At 74.5% G+C, this 20,263-nt stretch carries 16 protein-coding genes and 2 pseudogenes; 12 read left to right on the top strand and 6 right to left on the bottom strand.

Annotated elements, in window-relative coordinates; genetic code table 11:
• Positions 1-67 precede the first annotated feature (67 nt).
• Both OO48_RS21830 and OO48_RS21825 read left to right on the top strand, forming a co-directional pair.
• Positions 68-1,483, top strand: a complete 1,416-nt coding sequence (locus tag OO48_RS21830; protein ID WP_081952287.1) for a cytochrome ubiquinol oxidase subunit I — start codon at positions 68-70, stop codon at positions 1,481-1,483.
• Positions 1,480-2,499: a cytochrome d ubiquinol oxidase subunit II gene (locus tag OO48_RS21825; protein WP_033218863.1), complete on the top strand. Its 1,020-nt coding sequence runs from the start codon at positions 1,480-1,482 to the stop codon at positions 2,497-2,499. Before OO48_RS21830 ends, OO48_RS21825 begins: the two co-directional genes overlap by 4 nt.
• A gap of 45 nt (positions 2,500-2,544) precedes the next feature.
• Here OO48_RS21825 and OO48_RS21820 read toward each other — a convergent pair whose 3' ends face one another.
• Together OO48_RS21820 and OO48_RS21815 are read right to left on the bottom strand one after the other, a co-directional pair.
• Positions 2,545-4,125: a GMC oxidoreductase gene (locus OO48_RS21820; protein WP_033218861.1), complete on the bottom strand. Its 1,581-nt coding sequence runs from the start codon at positions 4,123-4,125 to the stop codon at positions 2,545-2,547.
• A 59-nt stretch (positions 4,126-4,184) separates the two neighbouring features.
• Positions 4,185-5,141: a cyclase family protein gene (locus OO48_RS21815; protein WP_033218860.1), complete on the bottom strand. Its 957-nt coding sequence runs from the start codon at positions 5,139-5,141 to the stop codon at positions 4,185-4,187.
• Positions 5,142-5,517: 376 nt separating this feature from the next.
• Between OO48_RS21815 and OO48_RS21810 the strand changes: the two genes are divergently transcribed.
• The gene (locus tag OO48_RS21810) at positions 5,518-6,861 is read left to right on the top strand and encodes a chloride channel protein (protein ID WP_033218859.1); all 1,344 of its coding nucleotides are present in this window, start codon (positions 5,518-5,520) and stop codon (positions 6,859-6,861) included.
• Between the two features lie 43 nt (positions 6,862-6,904).
• Here the strand turns inward: OO48_RS21810 and OO48_RS21805 are convergent, their stop codons facing one another.
• The 3 genes and pseudogenes from OO48_RS21805 to OO48_RS21795 form a co-directional block, all read right to left on the bottom strand.
• Positions 6,905-7,339 carry a DUF7144 family membrane protein gene (locus tag OO48_RS21805; protein ID WP_033218857.1) on the bottom strand — a complete coding sequence of 145 codons (435 nt, stop codon included), beginning with the start codon at positions 7,337-7,339 and terminating at the stop codon, positions 6,905-6,907.
• A gap of 149 nt (positions 7,340-7,488) precedes the next feature.
• Positions 7,489-9,318, bottom strand: a pseudogene (locus OO48_RS21800) (glycoside hydrolase family 15 protein); the annotation flags it as partial.
• A 205-nt stretch (positions 9,319-9,523) separates the two neighbouring features.
• Positions 9,524-10,222, bottom strand: coding sequence for a hypothetical protein (locus OO48_RS21795; RefSeq protein WP_033218854.1), 699 nt, complete (start codon positions 10,220-10,222; stop codon positions 9,524-9,526).
• Between the two features lie 918 nt (positions 10,223-11,140).
• On the opposite strand from OO48_RS21795, the gene OO48_RS21790 reads away from it, so the two are divergent.
• The 7 genes from OO48_RS21790 to OO48_RS21760 all read left to right on the top strand — a co-directional run bounded on the left by OO48_RS21790 (position 11,141) and on the right by OO48_RS21760 (position 16,722).
• The gene (locus OO48_RS21790) at positions 11,141-11,329 is read left to right on the top strand and encodes a YegP family protein (RefSeq protein ID WP_033218853.1); all 189 of its coding nucleotides are present in this window, start codon (positions 11,141-11,143) and stop codon (positions 11,327-11,329) included.
• A gap of 144 nt (positions 11,330-11,473) precedes the next feature.
• The gene (locus OO48_RS36505) at positions 11,474-12,547 is read left to right on the top strand and encodes an NUDIX hydrolase (RefSeq protein ID WP_157845504.1); all 1,074 of its coding nucleotides are present in this window, start codon (positions 11,474-11,476) and stop codon (positions 12,545-12,547) included.
• A 169-nt stretch (positions 12,548-12,716) separates the two neighbouring features.
• Entirely contained in the window at positions 12,717-13,097 is a 381-nt protein-coding gene (locus OO48_RS21780; protein WP_033218850.1) for a DUF6188 family protein, read from the top strand.
• Between the two features lie 84 nt (positions 13,098-13,181).
• The gene (locus OO48_RS21775; protein WP_033218848.1) at positions 13,182-13,637 is read left to right on the top strand and encodes a GNAT family N-acetyltransferase; all 456 of its coding nucleotides are present in this window, start codon (positions 13,182-13,184) and stop codon (positions 13,635-13,637) included.
• 78 nt (positions 13,638-13,715) lie between these two features.
• Entirely contained in the window at positions 13,716-14,918 is a 1,203-nt protein-coding gene (locus tag OO48_RS21770; protein WP_033218846.1) for a DUF5685 family protein, read from the top strand.
• A gap of 195 nt (positions 14,919-15,113) precedes the next feature.
• Positions 15,114-15,644, top strand: a complete 531-nt coding sequence (locus OO48_RS21765; RefSeq protein ID WP_033218844.1) for a GNAT family N-acetyltransferase — start codon at positions 15,114-15,116, stop codon at positions 15,642-15,644.
• Between the two features lie 340 nt (positions 15,645-15,984).
• Positions 15,985-16,722: a DUF4232 domain-containing protein gene (locus tag OO48_RS21760; RefSeq protein WP_245194747.1), complete on the top strand. Its 738-nt coding sequence runs from the start codon at positions 15,985-15,987 to the stop codon at positions 16,720-16,722.
• Between the two features lie 21 nt (positions 16,723-16,743).
• Here OO48_RS21760 and OO48_RS21755 read toward each other — a convergent pair whose 3' ends face one another.
• On the bottom strand, positions 16,744-18,627 hold the full coding sequence (locus OO48_RS21755) for an APC family permease (RefSeq protein ID WP_245194754.1): 1,884 nt from the start codon (positions 18,625-18,627) through the stop codon (positions 16,744-16,746).
• A 434-nt stretch (positions 18,628-19,061) separates the two neighbouring features.
• Between OO48_RS21755 and OO48_RS21750 the strand changes: the two genes are divergently transcribed.
• Both OO48_RS21750 and OO48_RS34515 read left to right on the top strand, forming a co-directional pair.
• A complete protein-coding gene (locus OO48_RS21750; RefSeq protein ID WP_033218839.1) occupies positions 19,062-19,526 on the top strand; it encodes a hypothetical protein in 465 nt (154 codons plus the stop codon).
• A gap of 161 nt (positions 19,527-19,687) precedes the next feature.
• Positions 19,688-20,208: pseudogene (locus tag OO48_RS34515) on the top strand (response regulator).
• Positions 20,209-20,263 lie beyond the last annotated feature (55 nt).

The raw sequence follows: 20,263 nt of genomic DNA, 5'->3' as shown, positions 1-20,263 counted from the left end.
GCAGGTGGACACCGCGACCCGGCTGCTCGCCGACGCCCCGGCGCAGCTCCTGCCCGCCCGCGAGCTGATGGCGTTCACCCTCGCCTCGCACATCATGCTGGTGCCGTTCGGCGTGGCGCTGCCGTTCATCACCCTGGTGATGCACCACCGGGGCCTGCGCCGAAACGACCCGACGGCCCTGCTGCTGGCCCGCCGCTGGTCCGCGGTGATGGCCGTGCAGTTCGCCGTCGGCGTCGTCACCGGCACCGTCCTGTCCTTCGAGTTCGGCCTGCTGTGGCCGGGCATGATGGGCCGCTGGGGAGACGTGTTCGGCCTCGGGTTCGGCGTCGAGGCCTGGGCGTTCTTCCTGGAGGCGATCCTCATCGCGATCTACCTCTACGGCTGGCGGCGGCTCAAGCCGTGGACGCACTTCTGGCTCGCCGTGCCGCTGCCGCTGGCCGCCCTGCTGGGCGCGTTCGGCATCATCGCCGCCAACTCGTGGATGAACACCCCCCGGGGCTTCACCCTCGACGCGGCCGGCAACCCCGTGGACGTCGACGTCCGCAAGGCGGTCTTCACCCCGATCTTCGGCCCGGAGTACTGGCACTTCACCGTCGCGATGTTCCTCACCGCCGGCTACGTCGTCGCCGGGGTCTACGCGGTCGGCTGGCTGCGCGGGCGCCGCGACCGCTACCACCGCCTCGGCTTCACCGTGCCGTTCACCGTCGCCGCGGTCCTCACCCCCGTGCAGTTCTTCCTCGGCGACAACATCGCGCGGCAGATCTTCCACAAGCAGCCGGTCAAGTTCGCCGCCGCGGAGCTGGTCTGGGACACCGACACCCACGTGCCGGAGTACCTCTTCGGCCGCCTCCAGGAGGACGGCAGCGTCAAGGGCGGCCTGAAGATCCCCCAACTCGACTCCATCCTCGCCGGGTTCAAGCCGGACACCCAGGTCACCGGCCTGACCTCGGTGGCCGCCGACGACCGCCCCACCGCGCTCCAGGCCACCATCGTGCACTGGGCGTTCGACATCATGGCGACCGTCGGCAGCGTCCTGATCCTGCTCGCGCTCTGGTACGCCTGGTGCTGGTGGCGCCGCCGCGACCTGCCCCGGTCGAAGTGGTTCTTCCGCTGCGCCGCCCTCGCCGGCGCCGCGAGCGTGCTCTGCGTGGAGTGCGGCTGGATCACCACCGAGGTCGGCCGGCAGCCCTGGATCGTCTACCAGAACATGCGCGTCTCGGAGGCGGTCACACCGACCGGCGCGGCCTCCCTGTGGACCATGTTCGGCATCGTCGTGGCGGTCTACGTCCTCGTCTTCGGCGCGTTCCTCACCGTGCTGCTGAAGATGCGCACCCGCTGGCGGGCGGCCGGCGACGGCACCGCCGCGGCCGAGCACCCGGAGACCGACACCCCGTACGGCCCGCGCCACGAACTCGCCGCCACCGCAGCCCCGCCCCCTTCCGCGGACCCCGGTGCCGACCGCCCCCGCGGGGGCGCCGAGTGACCGCCGACGTCCTCTCCTGGGTGCTCCTGCTGGTGATCGCCGCCTACGCGTGCGGCGGGGGCGTCGACTACGGCGCCGGGTTCTGGGACCTGCTGGCCGGCGGCGCCGGACGGGGGCGGCGCCCCCGGTGGCTGATCGACCACGCGATGGCCCCCGTCTGGGAGGTCAACAACGTCTGGCTGGTCTTCGTCCTGGTCCTCATGTGGACGGGCTTCCCCGAGTTCTTCCAGACCGTCTTCACCGCCCTGTGGCTGCCCCTGGCGCTCGCCGCCGTCGGCATGGTCCTGCGCGGCGCCGGGTTCGCCCTGCGCAAGCCCACCCGCCGCCTCGCCGCCCGCCGCGTCTACGGCGCCGCCTTCGCCGTCTCCTCCCTGCTCACTCCGTTCTTCTTCGGCACCGTCATCGGCAGCGTCGCCTCCGGCCGGGTCAAGCCCGGCACCACCGCCTCCGCCGACGCCTGGGCCAACCCCACCTCGGTGATCGCCGGGCTGCTCGCCGTCTGCGCGACCGCCGTGCTCGGCGCGGTCTTCCTCACTGCCGACGCCCGCCGCTTCGGCGCCGTCGACCTGGTCGGCTACTTCCGGCTGCGCGCCTGGGCGGCCATCGCGGCCCTGCTGGTCGTGGCCGCCGTCGGGCTCGCGGTGACCGGCGACGACGCCTCGTACGTCCACCACGGGCTCACCCACGGCTGGGGGCTGCTGCTCGTCCTGCTGTCGGCGGCCGCCGGAGCCGTCACGGCCGCACTGGTCGCCGGCCCCGCCCTCGGCTGGGCCCGGTACGGCGCGGTGGCGGCCGTCGCCCTGGCGGTCGCCGCCTGGGGCGTCGCCCAGCGGCCCTACCTGGTGCCGACCTCGCTCACCGTCCAGGACGCGGCGGGAGCGAGCGCCACCCTGCAGTGGATGCTGATCGTCGCCGTCGTGGCACTCGTCCTCATCGGTCCGGCCGTGACCGTGCTCTACCGGCTCGACACCCGGGGCGTCCTGGAGCCGCTGGCCGACGAGGACGTCGCGCGCTGACCCGTCCGCTCCGCCGCCGCCGGGCGGCGGCAGAGCGGACGGGGCTCAGGCGAGGCGTTCCGCGATGCGGTCGCCGACCCGCAGCGCGTTGGCGATGGCCGTCAGCGACGGGTTCACCGCGCCGATGCTCGGGAAGAAGCTCGTGTCGACGACGTAGAGGTTGTCGAGGTCGTGGGCCTTGCAGTCGACGTCGAGGGCCGAGGTCCGCGGGTCGGTGCCGAAGCGCACGGTGCCGGCCTGGTGGGCGGTGGCGCCGATCGGCATCCCCTTGTGCAGGTAGAGGCTGTGCGGCAGCAGGTGGTGCTCGTGCATGCCCAGGCGGCCGAGCATCTTCCGGAGCTTGTGCTGCAGCCGCTTCAGCCCTTCGACGTTGTTCTTCTCGTCGAGGGCGAGGTGGATGTCACCGTCGCTGTCGAGGGTGACGCGGTTGTCGGGGTGCGGGAGGTCCTCACCGCACAGCCAGAAGTCCACCGCGTGGTGGGCCAGCACCTCGAACGGCACGTCGGGCGAGGCGAGTCCGGCCCAGCGGGGCGCCTCGCCCTTGATCTGCTCCGAGTCCGACTTGCCGAGCATCTGGATCCCTCCGAGCGGGTAGTCCCAGTCGTCCGCGCCGAGGTACCAGTCGTTCAGCGCCAGGGTCTTCTGGAACTGGGTGTCGTTGGGCTCCTTGGAGACCGCCATCAGCGCCAGGTTGTTGTGCCGCATGTAGTGCCGTCCCACCACGCCGGAGCTGTTGGCCAGGCCGTCGGGGTGCCGGTCGTTCGCCGAACGCAGCAGCAGGGCGGCGGTGTTGACGGCCCCGCAGGCCACCGCGACGATGTCGGCGGAGTACTCGGCGACCGTCCCGTCCGCGAGTTCGGCGACCACCTTGTCGACGCTGCGGCCGCTCGGACCGGTCTCCAGCCGGCGGACGTTCGCCCCGGTCACCATCGTGACGTTCTCGTACTCCAGCGCCGGGTCGACGCAGATGACCTGGGCGTCGGCCTTGCCCTGCACCAGGCAGGGGAACCCGTCGACCCGGTTGCAGCGGATGCACACGCTCCCGTGGGCCGCGCCGCCCTCGGCGTCCTGGGTGAGGTTCACCCCGATCGGCAGGTGGAAGGGGCGCAGGCCCTGCTTCTCCAGGTCGTCGCTGAGCTGTTGGATGCGCGGTTCGTGCCGCACCGGCGGGTACTTGTACTGGGCGCTGACCGGGCCCTCGCTGGGGTCCTCGCCGTGCCGGCCGTGGACGAGGTAGAGGTGCTCGGCCTGCGTGTAGTAGGGCTCCAGGTCCTCGTAGCGGATCGGCCAGGCCGGGGAGACGCCGCCGTGGTGGCGCAGTTCGCCGAAGTCCTCGGGGCGCAGCCGGAACAGCGCGGCGCCGTAGAACTTGGTGTTCCCGCCGACGTAGTAGTTGACCTCGGGCGGGAACCGGTCGCCGTGTTTGTCGTACCAGAACTCGGGGGCCCGGTACTTGCCCTTGACGAAGACGGCGGTGGACTCCCAGTTGTCCCGCTCGCGGGGGAGGTAGCCGCCGCGTTCGAGGATGAGGACGCGCTTGCCGGTGGGGGCGAGGCGGTGGGCGAGGGTGCCGCCGCCCGCTCCGGTGCCGATGACGATGACGTCGTAGTGCTCGGTTCCTGCCATGGGGTCGCCTCGATCGTGGGTGGGTGCTGCGGACGGGCCGGTGCCGGCGGGTCCGCGGGTCAGAGGATGGCCAGGGGGTTGACGGGGGAGCCGGTGGCCGCGGGGAGTCGCAGGGGCGCGACGACGCAGAGGAACGACCAGCGGTCCGCCTCCTCGCAGAGCGGCACCAGGTCCTCGAACCGCAGGTAGTCCATGAAGTGCAGTCCCAGGGCGTGGATCCCCAGGACGTGCACGGGGAAGCCGACGCCCTCGGTGGGGCTGGGGGCGGTGTCGTTGTTGCCGTCGCCGCCCAGCACCGACACCCGGCGCTCGGCCAGGAACTCCACCGCTTCCGGGTGCAGGCCGACCCGGCTGTGCGCGGCGTCCCACGGGCCCAGTTCCTCGCGCCGGCGGCGGTGGCCGACCCGTACCAGGAGGATGTCCCCGGTGCCGACCCGCACGCGCTGCGCGGCCTCGGCGGCCCGCAGGTCGTCGGCGGTGACGTGGTCGCCGGGTTCCAGCCACGGCACGCCCCGCAGCCGGGGGACGTCGAGCAGCACACCACGGCCGACGATCCCGTTCCGCACGAGGTCGACGGAGAGGGCGGTGGCGCCCTCCTCGGTGACGGTGCTCGCGGGGACGCCCCCGTGCAGGGTCCCGTCGTAGAGGACGTGGCACAGGGCGTCGAGGTGGCTGTCCGCGTCACCGTGCACGTTCATGCCGAAGCGGTCGGTGGCGAAGTGCAGACCGCTCTCCCCGGCCGCCGCCCCGGGCGGGCCGGTGAGCCGGTGGTCGGCGGGGTGCGGGTTGTCGGGGGCGGGCCTGGTCTCGATCGGCGCGGCCATCGTCACCGTCCGGCCGAGGCGGACCTCGCCCACCGCCGCCCGGACCGACTCCGGGGTGAGGAAGGCCGTCGCGCCGCGGGAGCCGTCGGCGGCCGACCGCGCGAGGCGCCGGTAGAGCGCCGCGAACTCGGCCCGGCTCTGGAGCGGGCGCGGCGGGCGCCCGTCGTCCGGCTCGTTCCCTGCTGCTCCCATGCGCACTGCTCCCGGGCTGTGTCGGCCGCGTCGCCGGTCGAGGGGATTCGGCGGGGTGCGCCCCCGCCGTGACGGAGTCCTCCGGGACCGGGGCGGCCCCCGGTCCACTATCGGCCAGGGGCGGCGCGGGCGCCCGCCGTGCCGGAGGCCGCCGCGCACGGGCGGGTGCGGCGGGGGTCCGTCCTCGTCCGTGCCGTCCGTGCGCTGCCGTCCGTGCGGCCCGGGCCGTCACTGGGCCGTGGGAGTGACGTTCGACGGTGCCCCGGACCAGCGCGGACCGGGGCGGCGAAACGCCGGGTCGATCGTGGTACCACGGCGGGGAAGCCTGTCGACCGGCGCGTGTCGGACGCCGTCCGGGAGCGAGGAGCCGCCGAGCATGCAGACCGAGCCCGTCGAACCGCCCGCAGCCGGGCCGTCCGATCCGTTCGCCCTGGTCCGCACGCGCGGATACACGGTGCTGCTGGTGGCCACCGCGCTGCTCGGCGTTCCGATCTCGGCCGCGGCGTTCGGTTTCCTCGCCCTCGTCTCCGAGCTCCAGTCGCTGGCCTACACGGATCTTCCCCGGGGCCTGGGCTTCCACGGGACGCCGTCCTGGTGGCCGGTTCCGCTGCTCGCCGTGGCCGGGCTGCTGGTGGCGCTGGCCATCCGCCGCCTCCCCGGGTCGGGCGGGCACAAGCCGGCCGAGGGCCTGGTCACGAACAGGGCGCCGACCGCGGTGCAGCTGCCCGGGATCGCGCTCGCGGCGGTGGCGACCCTCGCCGGCGGGGCGGTGCTCGGGCCGGAGGCCCCGCTCATCGCCCTCGGCGGGGGCCTGGCGGTGTTCGCCGTCCGCGCGGCGAAACGGGACCTGCGGCCGAACGCGAGCGCCGTCCTGGGCGCCGCGGGCAGCTTCGCGGCGGTCAGCACACTGCTCGGCTCCCCGCTGATCGGCGCGTTCCTGCTGATGGAGGCGGCCGGCCTCGGCGGTGCCACGATGGGCGTCGTCCTGGTGCCCGGCCTGCTCGCCGCCGGTGTCGGCGCCCTGATCTTCACCGGCCTCGGGTCCTGGACCGGTCTGGGCACGTACTCGCTGGTCCTGCCGCAGGTTCCGCACGCCGACCGCCCCGACCTGGCCGGGTTCGGCTGGGCCCTCGTCGTCGGAGCGGCCTCGGCCCTCCTGGGAGCGGGGATCCACCGGGCGGCCCTCTTCCTGCAGGTCCGGGTCGAGCGGCGACGGGTGACGGCCACCGTCCTGACCGGCGCGCTCGTGGGGGTGGCCGCGCTGGTGTACGCCGAGTGGACGGGCCACGAGGCGTCCGAGGTGCTCTACTCGGGCCAGAGCGCCCTCGGCCCGCTCCTGGACGGCCGGTCCGGCTACACGGTCGCCGCGCTGATCGTGCTCGTGTGCTGCAAGTCGCTCGCCTACGGCCTGTCGCTCAGTGCCTTCCGCGGCGGCCCGGTCTTCCCCTCGCTGTTCGTGGGCGCGGCCGGCGGCCTGGCCTTCGCGCACCTGCCCGGCCTGGACGTGACGTCCGGCTTCGCGATGGGCGTCGGAGCGATGTGCGTCGCGATGCTGAGGCTGCCGATGACCGCCGTCCTGCTGGCGACCCTGCTCCTGGGGCTGGAGGGCCTCACCGTGATGCCGCTCGTGATCGTGGCGGTGGCGGTCTCCTACGTCCTGTCGCTCCGGCTCGCCCCCGCCCCCGCGCCGGAGGAGGCTCCGCCCCCGGCCTCCCCGTGAGCGGTGGCCGCAGGTCCGTCCGCGCTCCCGCCCGGCACGGCGGTCACACCCGCATGCCCCGGGTGCGGTGCGGTTCGACCAGCAGTCCGAAGATCACCAGGACGGACATCAGCATGGTGAACAGCGACCAGTAGGGGAAGGCCGAGATGAACATCATCTGGCCCACCAGGCACAGGGCGGCCAGCACGATGCCGGTGATCCGCGCCGCCCTGACCCCGAGCAGTACACCGAGGCTGGCGAGTACCTGCGTGATCCCCACGACGACCCAGATCCAGCCCCAGGCGGTGTAGTTGAAGATCAGCAGGCGGTTCCCGTGGTTGGCGGTCGTCTCGTAGTAACCGTGGTCGAGGATCGCGACGAACCCGTTGACGATGTCGAACAGTCCGCTCAGCATCAGGAGGATTCCGGCGAAGGCCACCCAGTGCGAACGCTCCAGCGGCGGCACGTCGGCGGTTGAGGTCGAGGGTGATGGCTGCATGGGTCCATCAGAGGCCGCTCGCACGCCGCCCTGCAAGGCGCCGTGGGCCGATGGTGTCACGGCCCCGGCCCGGCCCAGCCCGCCACGGCTCGTGGCCGTGGCCGCCGCCCGGGGGTGTGCCCGGGCGGCGGCCGCACCGCAGCGTCGTCTCAGCCCAGCGCGTGCTGCTTCTCGATGGCCTCGTCCAGGGTCGTCGCCGCCATGATGAGCGACAGGTGGGTGAACGCCTGCGGGAAGTTGCCGAGTTGCTCGCCGCTCGGGCCGATCTCCTCGGCGAAGAGGCCGACGTGGTTCGCGTAGGTGTGCATCTTCTCGAAGGTGTAGCGCGCCGTGCGGATGCGACCGGCCCGCGCCAGGGCGTCGACGTACAGGTAGGTGCAGAGGCTGAAGGTTCCCTCCGAGCCGCGCAGGCCGTCCGGCGAGGCGGCCGGGTCGTACCGGTACACGAGGCTGTCCGAGACGAGCTTGCGCTCCATCGCGTCCAGGGTGGAGAGCCAGCCCGGGCTCTTCGCGGCGAGGAAGCCCACGCGGGGGATCAGCAGCAGCGAGGCGTCCAGGACGTCGCCGCCGTAGTGCTGCACCAGGGCCTGCTCCGACTTGCTCCAGCCCTTGTCCATCACCTGGTCGAGGATGCTGTCGCGGGCGCTGCGCCAGCGCGGGATGTCGGCGGGCCGGCTGAGTTCGGTCGCCATCCGCATGCCCCGGTCGAAGGCGACCCAGCACATCACCCGGCTGAAGGTGAAGTCGTTGCGCCCGCCGCGGGTCTCCCAGATGCCCTCGTCCGGGCGGTCCCAGTTGTCGGCGAGCCAGTCCAGCGTCCGGGCGAGGCCCTTCCAGCCGTGGTAGCCCAGCTCCGTGCCGACGTCCAGACCCTCGGCCAGTGCGTAGAGGGACTCGCCGTAGATGTCGAGCTGGAGCTGGTCGGCGGCGGCGTTGCCCGCCCGCACCGGCCGCGATCCGCGGTAGCCCTCCCAGTGCTCCAGGATCTCCTCGGTCAGGTGCGGGTCGCCGTCGACCCGGTACATGATCTGCAGCCGCTCGCCGGGCAGGTCGGCCCGGTCGCGCATCCGGTCGCCCAGCCACTTCGTGAACGAGGTCGCCTCCTCGACGAACCCGAGGTCGAGCAGCGCGCGGACCGAGAGGGAGCCGTCCCGGACCCACGAGTAGCGGTAGTCCCAGTTGCGCTCGCCCCCGACCTGCTCCGGCAGCCCCATGGTGGCGGCGGCGACCGGCGCTCCGGAGGGGTGGTAGGTCAGGAGCTTGAGCGTGATGGCGGAGCGGTTCACCATCTCGGCCCACCGGCCCCGGTAGCGGGAGGTGTGCAGCCACTTCTGCCAGAAGTCCACCTCGCCCCACAGCTTGGCCGTGACCCCCTCCACGGTGAGCGGGGGCGGTGCCTCACCGTCGGCCGCGCAGGTGGTGAACACCGCGGCGGCGGACTCCCCGATGCTCAGGGTGACCGCGCCGCGGACGTCGTCCCCGTCGCGCTCCAGCGGGAAGCTGGTCTGGAGGTGCCCGGTGGTCCCGGGGGCGCGGAAGACGGCCCCCCCGCCGTGCAGTTCGAGCTCGTGCCCGGCCCGGCCGTAGTCGAACCGGGGCCTGCACTCCAGGACGAAGCGCACCGTGCCGCGCACCGCCCGGACCACCCGCATCAGGCTGTGGCGGTCGGTCGGAGTGCGGTTGGTGTTCGCCGGCATCCAGTCGACGACCTCGCCGACCCCGTCCGGCGACATGAACCGCGTGACCAGCACGCCCGTGTCCGGGTAGTACAACTGCTTGCACGACACGTCCGAGTGTTCCGGCGCCAGCCGGAAGTAGCCTCCGCCGTCGTGGTCGAGCAGCGAAGCGAAGACGCTCGGCGAGTCGAACCTCGGTGAGCAGAACCAGTTGACCACGCCCTGGGACGTCACCAGGGCGGCGGTCTGCAGGTCGCCCACCAGGCCGTGTTCAGCGATCGGAGGATAGCGGTGCATGTGCGTCCAATCCCGGGAGGGTTCCGACGCCGTCCACTATCCGGCAGGCCCCGGGAGTACGCCCGTTGGAACTTCGCCGCCCCGGCCGGAGGCGGGACGGCGCCCGCCGGGGTTCCTGCCCGCAGTGCGTCCGGGCCGCGCGTCGACCGGTCCTCCCGGGAGGACCGCGGAACCGGCGGGCGGACGAACGCTCCGGCCCGCGGACGGCCCGTCAGGACAGGACGTTGACCGCGCGCGCGACGACCAGTCCGAGCAGGAGCAGGGAGACCAGGGACTGGACCCCCATCACGACCTTGGCCCAGGGCGCGAGCGGCATCACGTCGGTGGGGCTGAGGGCGGTGGAGTTGGTGAGCGCCAGGTACAGGTAGTCGATGTACCGGGGTCGCCAATGGGGGGCGGCCACCGTGGGATTGAGCTGCTGCGGGAAGGCCAGCCCCGGCACGGGGGGCATGCCGTGCGCGCGGGCCGCGGACCCGCCGCAGTCGAGTTCGAAGTAGAGCAGGGAGAACGCCAGCACGGTGCCGCCCCAGACGCTGCCCCCGCTGCGCAACAACTCGGAGGCGGAGTTCGTCTCGGGGCCGCCGCGCACCAGGTCGTCGATCAGCTGGCCGGTCGACCAGACGGCCCCGCACGCCAGTACTCCCACGAGCGTGACGGACACCGCCCGCAGCAGGGCCGAGCGGCGGCTGATCCGGGAGGGGTCGGCCGCGACCAGCGCCAGCAGCAGCAGGCCCTCCACCGTGGGCAGCACCCAGCGCGGCGCCAGCCGCAGGTCGTCGGGCAGCAGCAGGGTCAGCAGGATCGCGGCGAGCACGGCCCCGGCCATCGGCCACCGGGTGTCGCCGTAGGGCTCCTGTTCCGCGAGTCCGGACGGCTCCTCCGGGGGGTGCGCGGTGCGGCGCCCGGTCACCGGGTCCGTCCGCCCGGTCGGTGGCGGCGGGCCGGGCCGCACCCGCGTTCCCGCCGCACGGCTCGCGGAGCGGTCACGGTCATGTCCTTTCACGGAGCGCATCCGCCTGGCGGCATCGTGCCCATTGTCCGGGCGCGCCCGGCCGGTCGGTCGGCGACACGCGCGGGCGGGTTGCCGGTACGTCCCGGACGGCTCCCGCGCCTCGCCCGCGAACGGGACCGGCGGACCGGCGGACCGGCGGACCGGCGGACCGGCGGACCGGCGGACCGGCGGACCGGCCGGGGACTCCGACGGGCTGTCGGCGGAGTGCTCCCCCAGCGGGGCGCGGCCGATCGGATCCGTACGTGCGCCGACGGCGCCCGGGTCCCCGGCCCTCGACGACGGCGTGGCCGCCCGCCGTCCGTCCGGTCGAGGCGTCGCAGCCCCCGGCGTCGTCCGGACACGTCCGACCCGCCCCGTGCCCGAACCGATCCGTCCGTCCCGGCGCACCCGCCGGCCCCCTGGCCGAGCCGCTGCCCGACGACGCCCGCGGGCAACGGGACGGTGCGGCCACGACCCTTGGGGGACACCCGGTCCAGGCTCCGCCGATACCGCCCCCGGCCTGGTCCGGGACCCGCCCTCCAGCCTGCTCGGCGGCGAGGACCACCTCAACACCGCCCTGCTCGTCACCTTCGACGAACACGGCGGCACCTACGACCACGCAGAGCCGAAGCACCGCCTACTGACGACGTGCCGCCGCCGCGTGGCCCTCTCGCCTCGGTGTGCAATGAACGTGGAACGGGGCGGCGGACGGCGCTCGACCAGCGTGCCCCCACGGGTCCGGCTCGGTACTCGGATGGCACACCCGGGAGGCGCGGAACGGGAGTTGAGCCTACGTTGACTGCCGGGGGGCCGTCCGAACGAGAGGTGTGCATTTCCATGGCTGGGAAGTTCGAGCTGTACGTGGACGAGTCGGGCAACCACCGCTTCCGCCTCAAGGCGAGCAACGGCTCGGTCGTGGTGACCGGCGAGCCGGAGGAGTCCCGCGAGCAGTGCCTGAAGAACATCGAGTCGATCCGCAAGCTCGCGCCGTACGCGCAGCTGCTGGAGGCTCCGGCCAACGCCTGACGGCGGCGCCGCACCGGCCGCGCCGGAAGTGCGAGCCCGTGCCGGACCGGTCGGTCCGGCACGGGCTCGTCGCCGTCGGGGTGCGGCGGGCCGGAGCCGGGGCATGCTGGGCGGGGACGGCCGGGCGCGAGCGAGGGGGTTGCGGTGAGCGGGCAGGAGATCATGGCGGCGGCGGGGGTGCTGTTCCCGGACCGGGACGGGCGGGTGCTGGTGGTGCGGGCCTCGTACCGGGCCAAGCACCCGATCGCGGTGCCCGGCGGCGGCTGGGAGCGGGCGGACGCCTCGCCCCGGCACACCGCCGTCCGGGAGGTCCGCGAGGAGCTGGGCGTCACGCCCGTCCTGCGCGAACTCGCGTGCCTGGACTGGTCGCGGGACCACGACCGGCCCCCGGTCGCGGCCTTCCTGTACTGGGCCGAGCCGCTGACCGCCGGGCAACTGGCGGCGGTCCGGCTGGAGGCGGCCGAACTGGACGCGATGGTGCACCTGCCGCCCGACCTGCTGCTGTCGGCCGTGCCGCCGCTGCTGTCGCGCCGGATGGGCGCCTGCCTGCGGGCGCCGCGCTCGGCCGCGCCGCTGGAGCTCGCGGACGGCCTCCCCGCCGGCCACTCCGCCCTGCACCTGCCGCCCCGCCCGGCGCCCGCGTACCTCGGCGCGGCCGCGCTGGAGGGCCTGCTGCCGCCCGGCGGCGGACGGGAAGCCCCGGCGCCGCCGATGGACAAGCAGGCGTACTACGCCAGCCGCCCCCGGATCCGGGCCAAGGCCAGGATGCTGTTCACCGACCCGGACGGGCGGGTGCTGCTGGTGCGGCTGACGCCCTGGCGGGACGAATCGCCGTGGGTGCTGCCCGGCGGGTCGGTCGAGGCGGACCGGGAGCTGCCCCGGGAGGGCGCCCGGCGGGAGGCCCTGGAGGAACTGGGCTGGCGGCGCGAGCCCGGACGGCTGCTGGCCGTCGACTGGGTGGGCGGCCACCCGTGGGACCCGCCGCACCTGACCCTGGTGTACGACGGCGGGGCGGTGGGGCCGGAGCTGCTGGCGGCGGTCCGCGTCCAGGAGGAGGAGATCGCCGAGTGGCGGCTGTTCACCCCGCAGGAGGCCGCGCGGGTGCTGGCCCCGCCCGCGGCCCGGCGGCTGGCGGCCTGCCTGGCGGTGCGCGCGCTGCCCCCGGCCGCCGGGCCGGCCGAACTGGTGGACGGCGCACCGCCGGTCGCCGTCCCCTGACCGGGGCCTTCGCTGCCTGGGCCGCTCCCCCGGCCGGCCGTCGGGGCCCGGCTCCCGTTCTCCCGGCCCCGCCCGGCGGTTCGCGGCGGGTGCCGGGGCCCCGGCCGGGTATGAATAGGCAGGTCGGAACGGTGCCCGCCGGTCCGGCACGGAGACCGGGAGGTACGGAATGGCGCGGTCGATCGACTCCGAACTCGACGGCCGCGCGGTGCGCTCGCTCGGCGGCGGCAACCGGTTGGTGCTGCACCTGGACGACGGGCTGCTGCTGACCATCGAGAACGACTTCCGGCTGCGGCACGGCACGGAGGTCGAGCACTTCTACCCCGCGCTCGGCCTCTCCCCCACCGGTGCGCTGGGCCGGCTCGCGGACGCCGCCATCACCGCGGCGGTGGTCACCCCGGCGGGCGGCCTGCAACTCGCCTTCGACACCGGCCACGTCCTCGCCGTCGCCCCCGACCCGGCTCCCGGCGGCCCGGCCCACCCCTGGCAGCTCTCCTCCCCCACCGGTCTGCTGGGCACCGGCGGCCCGGACGGCTCGTTCGCCTCCTGAGCCCGGCCGGCCCGCCCGGCACCCGGTGCGGCGGCCCTCCGATATCGGGTGCGGCGGCCGTCCGGCGCGGGGAACAATGACCGGATGGAACTGCTCGCGAGAGACGTGGACGTCCCAAGTCAGGCCCTGTTCCGAGACGTTGAGCCGCTGATCCGGGCCCTGCGGCCGGCCCTGAGCGGCCCGGGGTTCGCCGCGTTCGCCACCGAAGCGGCGGGCCAGGGGCTGGTGTTCACCGCCGCGTACGACGACTCGCCCTCCGGGAAGGGGCGTTGCGCGGCCGTGGCGACGCACCGGACGCTGGCGACCAGCCGGGGGCGGATACTCTTCGTCGACGACCTGGTGACCGATCCGGCGCTCCGCTCGAGTGGCGTCGGAGCCTGGCTGATGGGCGAGTTGGAACAACGGGCGGCCGGATCCGGCTGCGTGCGGGTGGAGTTGGACTCCGGCGTGGTCAACCAGGGCGCGCACCGCTTCTACCACGCGCGGCGGATGTCGGTGGTGGCCTTCCACTTCTCGCTGGACCTGCCGGACCACCGCTGAGCCGAGGGGGGTGGAACCCCGTCCCCGGTACCCGCGTCACTAGGATGACCGGGGATATCGGCAGGAACGGGGCGGGGCGTGTTCGGAATCATCAGGCCGTGTCGGCATCGGCTGTCGGAGCGGCTGCACGCCTCCTGGATGGCGCACCTGTGCGGCCTGTGCCTCGCGTTGCGCGACGACCACGGGCAGTTGGCGCGGACGGCGACGAACTACGACGGGCTGGTGATCTCCGTCCTGGTCGAGGCCCAGTCCCCGCGGGAAGCCGAGCGGCGCACCGCCGGGCCGTGCCCGCTGCGCGGCATGCGCAGCGCGTCAGTGGCGCGGGGCGAGGGCGCCAGGTTGGCGGCGGCCGTGTCGTTGGCGCTCGCGTCGGTGAAGGTCCGCGACCACGTCCAGGACGGTGACGGCGTCTTCGCCCGCCGCCCGATCGCCGCCGGCGCCCGCCGCGTCACCCGGCGCTGGGACCGCCAGAGCGCCGGCACCGCCGCCGCCGTCGGCTTCGACACCGCCGTGTTGTTGGCCGCCGCCGAACGCCAGCAGGCCGCCGAAACCGCCGTCACCGCCGGCGGGCCCCTCCTCCTGGCCACCGCACCGACCGAAGAGGCCACCGCCGCCGCCTTCGCCCACACCGCCGCCCTCGCCGGCCGCCCGGGCAACGCCGCCGCGCTCGCCGAAGCCGGACGACTCTTCGGACGGCTCGCCCACCTCCTCGACGCCGCCGAAGACCGCCAGGACGACGAGGCCCGCGGACTGTGGAACCCGCTCACCGTCACCGGCACCCCCCGGGCCGAAGCCGAACGACTCTGCCGCGACGCCGTCCACGGCATCCGACTCGCGCTCAAGGAGGTGGAGTTCACCGATCGCGCCCTGGCGCACCTGCTCCTCGCGCACGAGACCGGCGAGGCGGTGGACCGGGTCTTCGGACGGCGCGGCCACCAGCCGTCCTGCGCCAACGCGAGCGCGCACGGCTCCCCGCACCGCACCGACCCCGGGGCCCCGTCGGCGCCGGAGCGCTTCGACGACCCGGGGCGGCCGAAGCGTCCGCGTTCGCTGATCCCGGGCTGCGCGGTGTGGATGGCGATGGCCTGCACCTGCCAGTTGCTGTGCTGCGCCCATGACGACCCGTTCAGCCGCGAGCGGCGCGAGGGCTTCTGCCAGCGCCACGACTGCGACTGCGGCGACGGGTGCGACGGCTGCGGCAACTGCTGTGACTGCTGCGGCGACGACGGGTGCTGCAGCAGCTGCGGCTGCGACGGGTGCGACTGCGGCTGCGACTGCTGAACCCGCACCGGATCGGCCCCCCCGGGGCGGGAAGCGAAACGGCGGTTCGCGCAGGAAGCGTTCTCCGATGATCCTCGGATCACGAGAATGCCCGAGGATCACACCCGAAGACCACGACGGAACGGGTGGGCGGGGACAACGCCCGCCTCGGCTCCCGCGCCGGACCGGACGGAACCGAACGGAGGGACAGATCGAGTGACGGAACGTCAGGAGTTCACCAGGGCAGTCGAGTTGGACGACTGGGGCGGCTGGCCGGCGCTCCAGGAGCTCGGCGAGTCGGAGGACCCGTTCGAGGTCGCGGCGGTCGGGGGCATCTGGCGGCCGAAGGACCGGCACTTCGGGGTGCTGCTGGACGGCCGGGTGGTCGCGCACTCCGGGTCCGTGGTGGCGCCGGTGGAGGTCGGCGGGCGGCGTTTCGAGGTGGCCGGGATCGGCGGGGTGCTGGTCTCGCCGCGCCGGCGCGGCCACGGGCTGGCGCGGGCCGTCGTCACGGCGGCGCTGGACGCGGCACGGGCCGACGGGCTGGAGTTGGCGATGCTGTTCTGCCTGCCGGACCGGGCCCCGCTGTACGCGCGCCTGGGGTGGACGGCGCTGCCCGGCCCGGTGACGGCCGAGCAGCCGACGGGGCCGGAGGCGGTCCGGCTCGGGGCGATGTGGACCGGGCTGGTGCCGGGGGCGGTCTGGCCGGAGGGCGGGGAGGTCCGGCTGCACTCGCTGCCGTTCTGAGCGGGGCCGGCGCGCCCCGGGCGCTGTCGCCGGGGCGTCCTGTCGGCGCGCGGCTGACGGGGGGACAGCTCGGAACCGTTGCAGGGCTGTTGCGCCGTGAGTGAGCCGGATCACAGCCGCCGGAGGCGGTTCGTGGTCGACTCTCCGGATGGTTCTGATGCGGGCGGTTCGGGCGGGTGTGGGCGTCGTGGTGGCGGCGGGGGCGGTTGTGGGCTGCGGGTCGGTCGCGGCGGGGCCCGGGGCGGGGACGGCGGCGGCCTCGGGGAGCGCCGGGCCCTGCGGGGCGGCTCCGACGGCGGCGCCGGAGGGCTGGTCGCGGGACGGGGTGCGGATCCTGTCCGTGAGCGCGGAGTGCCTGGAGTACGAGGTGACCAACCGGGGGGCCGAGCCGGTCGACGTGTCGGTGTCGTTCGGCTGGTCGGGCAGCGGGGCCAGGCCGTCGTTCGACCCCGGGGCGACGCAGTCGGCGGTGGCGCCCGGGGCGTCCGTGCGGGGCCGGATCTCCCGGCAGGAGGGCGGCGGGATGCCCTCCTTCCCGCCGCTCTCGGCCTCGCCGACGCCCTCGGGACGGGTCGGGCCGGCTCCGGGGGTGAAGGTCGTGAAGGTGCGCAGCGTGCCGACGGCCGAGGCGCCGTCGACGGGCGGGGCGTGTCCGGCGTCGGGGGTGCGGGTCTACGCGGACCAGGGGGACGCGGCGATGGGGCTGCGGGCGGTGGGGCTGCACCTGGAGAACTGCGGGACGCGGGACGTGGTGCTGGACGGGTTCCCGCAGGTGCAGGTGCTGGACGAGGCGCACGCCCCGGTGCCGTCGGTGCGGGTGCTGGAGGGCGGTTCGGCGATCTCGACCGGGACGAGCACCGAGCGGTCGCCGCGCCGCTTCACCGTCCCGCCGGGTGGGAAGGCGAACGCGGGCCTGGTGTGGCGCAACACCAACGACGCCTCGTCCGACCCGGTGAACGCCCCGTACGTGCGGGTGCGGGCGGTGCCGGACGCGGCGCCGGTGATGGTGACGCCGGAGCTGGACCTGGGCACGACGGGGCAGCTCGGCGTCGGGGCCTGGGCACCGGAGGGGTCCTGACGCCCGGGCCCCGCGGGCGCGTCAGCCGACGTGGACGCGGGGGCGGCGGCCCCGGTCGGGTTCGGCCTCGCGGAGCACCTCGCGGGTGACGGGGGCGACTTCGCCCTGCCCGAACAGGAAGAAGCGCAGGAACTGGGCGAACGGGCTGCCCTCGGTCCACTCGAAGTAGATGTGCGGGAGTTCGCCGGTGGTGTCGCGCACGTGCAGCAGTATCGCGGCGAGCGCGTTGGGGATGCTGGAGTGCTCCAGGGTGAGGACCCGGTAGCGGCCGTGCAGGACTTCGCCGCGCACGTGCAGTTCGGCCTCGAAGTCCGACGGGTCGAGGACGGTGACCTCGACGAAGACCAGGTCGTCCTCGGCGGGGATGTCGTTGTCGGCGCGGATCTGGTGCACCTTGTCGCGGTACTCGGCGAGGTCGCGCCCGGCCGGTTCGTTGGCGATGAAGCGGATCGTGCGGTGCGCGGTGTCACGCACGAAGCGCTCCGCGACCTCGTCCAACCGCACGTCGGTGACCCGGAGTTCGAAGGCGCGGGCGAGCCGGGAGGCGAGCGAGACCAGCACGATCGCGGCGATGAAGCAGGCGCCGATCTTCACGCCGTCGGGGCGTTCGGCGATGTTGATCGCGGTGGTGTAGAGGAAGACCGCGGCGATCACCGCGAAGCCGACGGTCCAGCCGCGCTGGCGGGCGGCGCGGGCGGCGATGGTGACGGCGATCGCGGCGGAGGTGATCAGGACCAGGACGCCGGTGGCGTACGCGCCGCCCTGCTTGTCGACGTTCGCGTCGAACAGCCAGGTGATCAGGAAGGCGATGCCGGTGAGCACCAGCACCATCGGGCGCACCGCGCGGGCCCAGTGCGGGGCCATGCCGTAGCGGGGCAGGTAGCGGGGCATCAGGTTGAGCAGGCCGGCCATCGCGGAGGCGCCGGCGAACCACAGGATGGCGATGGTGGAGAGGTCGTAGACGGAGCCGAAGGCGCCGCCCAGGTAGTGGTGGGCGAGGTAGGCGAGGGCGCGGCCGTTGGCCGGGCCGCCGGGCTCGAAGTCCTGGGCGGGGATGAGCAGCGTGGTGATGAAGCTGGTGGTGATCAGGAAGCAGCTCATGATGACGGCGGCGGTGGTGAGCAGCTTGCGGGCGCCGCGGATGCGTCCGGTGGGGCGCTGCTCGGTGTCGTCCGGGTCGCCCTCGATGTGCGGCATGACGGCGACGCCGGTCTCGAAGCCGGACAGGCCGAGGGCGAGCTTGGGGAAGACCACCAGGGCGACGCCGACCATCGCGACCGGGTTTCCGTGCTCCAGGCTGAGCGCGTGCGTCCAGTCGGTGATCAGGGACGGCGCGGTGGCCACGTGCCACAGGCCGACGGCGACCACCACCACGTTCAGCACCAGGTAGACGGCGACCAGGACGACGGCCACGCCGATGGCCTCGCTGAAGCCCTTGAGGAAGACCGCGCCGAGGCCGGCGACCAGCAGCAGCGTGATCAGCACCTGGTGGCCGCCGAGCGCGCCGCTCAGGTGCGGGTTCTCCACCAGGTGGGCGGTGGCGTCGGCGGCGGACAGCGTGATGGTGATCACGAAGTCGGTGGCGGCGAAGCCGAGCAGGGCGAGGACGAACAGCTTGCCCTTCCAGAACGAGAGCAGGCGTTCCAGCATGGCGATCGAGCCCTCGCCGTGCGGGCTCTCCCGGGCGACCCGGCGGTAGACCGGCAGCGCGCCGAACAGGGTGACCAGCACCAGCACGATGGTGGCGACCGGGGAGAGCAGGCCGGCCGCGAGGGCGGCGATGCCGGGCTGGTAGCCGAGGGTGGAGAAGTAGTCCAGGCCGGTCAGGCACATCACCCTCCACCAGCGCTGGCCGTGCTGCTGGTCGGTGGCCTGGGCGTGCGGGCCCGGGTGCTGCTTGGCCATGTCGGCGAGGCCTTCGAGCAGCCAGGCGCGCAGCCGCTGCCGGACCGTTCCGGCGTCCTCGGGGGCGGGGTCGACCACTGTGCCGGCTCCTGTTCAGGGGTGGGGGCCCCGGGCCGCCGGACGCTCCGGCCCGCCGGGCGAACTCCCACGTCAATGTAGGTCACGTCCGCCGCCGTCCGGGGCAGGCTGGAGCGTAGCCCCACCCTTCGGCGCAGCCGACCACCAGACCCGGGGCGTTGACGGGTCCTTGGCGCGGGGTTGGCGTACGGTTTGCCCCCGTGCCGGGATTCGTGCCGGTTCGTCCGGTTCGGGACCATCGGACCCGCGGGCGGGACCGGCCGGCCCTGTCCGCGCGCCGCGCGGCTTCGAGACGCTGCCGGCGGCGCGACCGCCCACGGGGGGCCGGTCGCGCCGCCGAGGAGAGGAATCCGCGCGTGCCCCACCCGCGCCGCCCGTCCGTGCGCCTGCTGACCCGCCGCCGGCTCGACCGACGTCAGGACGCGCACCACCGGCGGGGCCGGGGTGCGCGGTGCAACCCGCTCCGCCGCGGGGTGGACCGTGCCCGGCGGCGGGCGGTCGCCCTGGCGTGCTGTGCGCTCGGCGCGGCCGTGGCGGCCGGTGCGGCGGCCTGGCTGTTCCCGGCCCGGCTGCTGCCGGTGGAGCTGGCGCCCGCCCCGTACGGGGTGGCGGGCCGGGCGCTGTCGGGGGTGCTGGTGTTCGGGGCGGTGGCGGGCGGCGCGGCGGTCGGGCTGCGCCGGCGGCTGCGGGGGCTGGAGCGGCGGGCGGCGGACTCCTGGGAGCGCGGCTGGCGGCGGGTGGAGCCGCTCTGGTCGGGGCGGGCGCTGCCCTGGTCGGACGGGAGCGGGGACGGGAACGACGGCGGGGGCGGGGGCGGCTGAGCGGACGGCGCCGGGCGGTTCGAGCACGTTCGGGCGGAGGGTGTCAAGGGCCGGTCGGGAGCGTGTCCGGGGCCGGGTCGGGGGCGGGTGGCCCTGTCGGCGGGCGGGCGGGGTTTGACAGACTGCCCCGGGTAGGGGGTCCGCGAGGAGGAGTTGCTGCGATGTCCGAGGGTTCGGCGCCGATCAGGGTGTTCCTGCTGGACGACCACGAGGTGGTCCGTCGCGGGGTGCACGACCTGCTGGATTCCGAACCGGACCTCCAGGTCGTCGGCGAGGCCGGGACGGTCGAGCAGGCGCTGGCCCGGGTGCCGGCGCTGCGCCCGGACGTCGCGGTGCTGGACATGCGGCTGCCGGACGGCGACGGCGTGACCGTCTGCCGCGAACTGCGCTCGCGCATGCCCGACCTCGCCTGCCTGATGCTCACCTCCTTCGACGACGAGGAGGCGCTGCTCGACTCGGTCATGGCGGGCGCGGCGGGCTACGTGCTCAAGCAGATCAGCGGCACCGACCTGGTCACCGCGGTCCGCACGGTCGCCGCCGGAAGACGGTGAAGAACCACATCTCCCGGCTGCTCGCCAAGCTCGGCGTGGAGCGCCGGGTGCAGGCCGCCGTCATCGCCACCCAGACCCTGGCCGCCCAGACCCCGACCGCCCGGGCCGGCGGCGCCGAGCGGGGGCGGTGACCCCGCCGGGTGTCCTTGCCGCTGACTAGGGTTCCCCCAGGTGGTCGGCCGGTTC

It is taken from the genome of Kitasatospora phosalacinea (genome assembly GCF_000716545.1).
Taxonomy (GTDB): domain Bacteria; phylum Actinomycetota; class Actinomycetes; order Streptomycetales; family Streptomycetaceae; genus Kitasatospora; species Kitasatospora phosalacinea.
The sequence above is the reverse complement of the archived record's forward strand: the minus strand, read 5'-3'. Positions and strand labels throughout refer to the sequence as shown.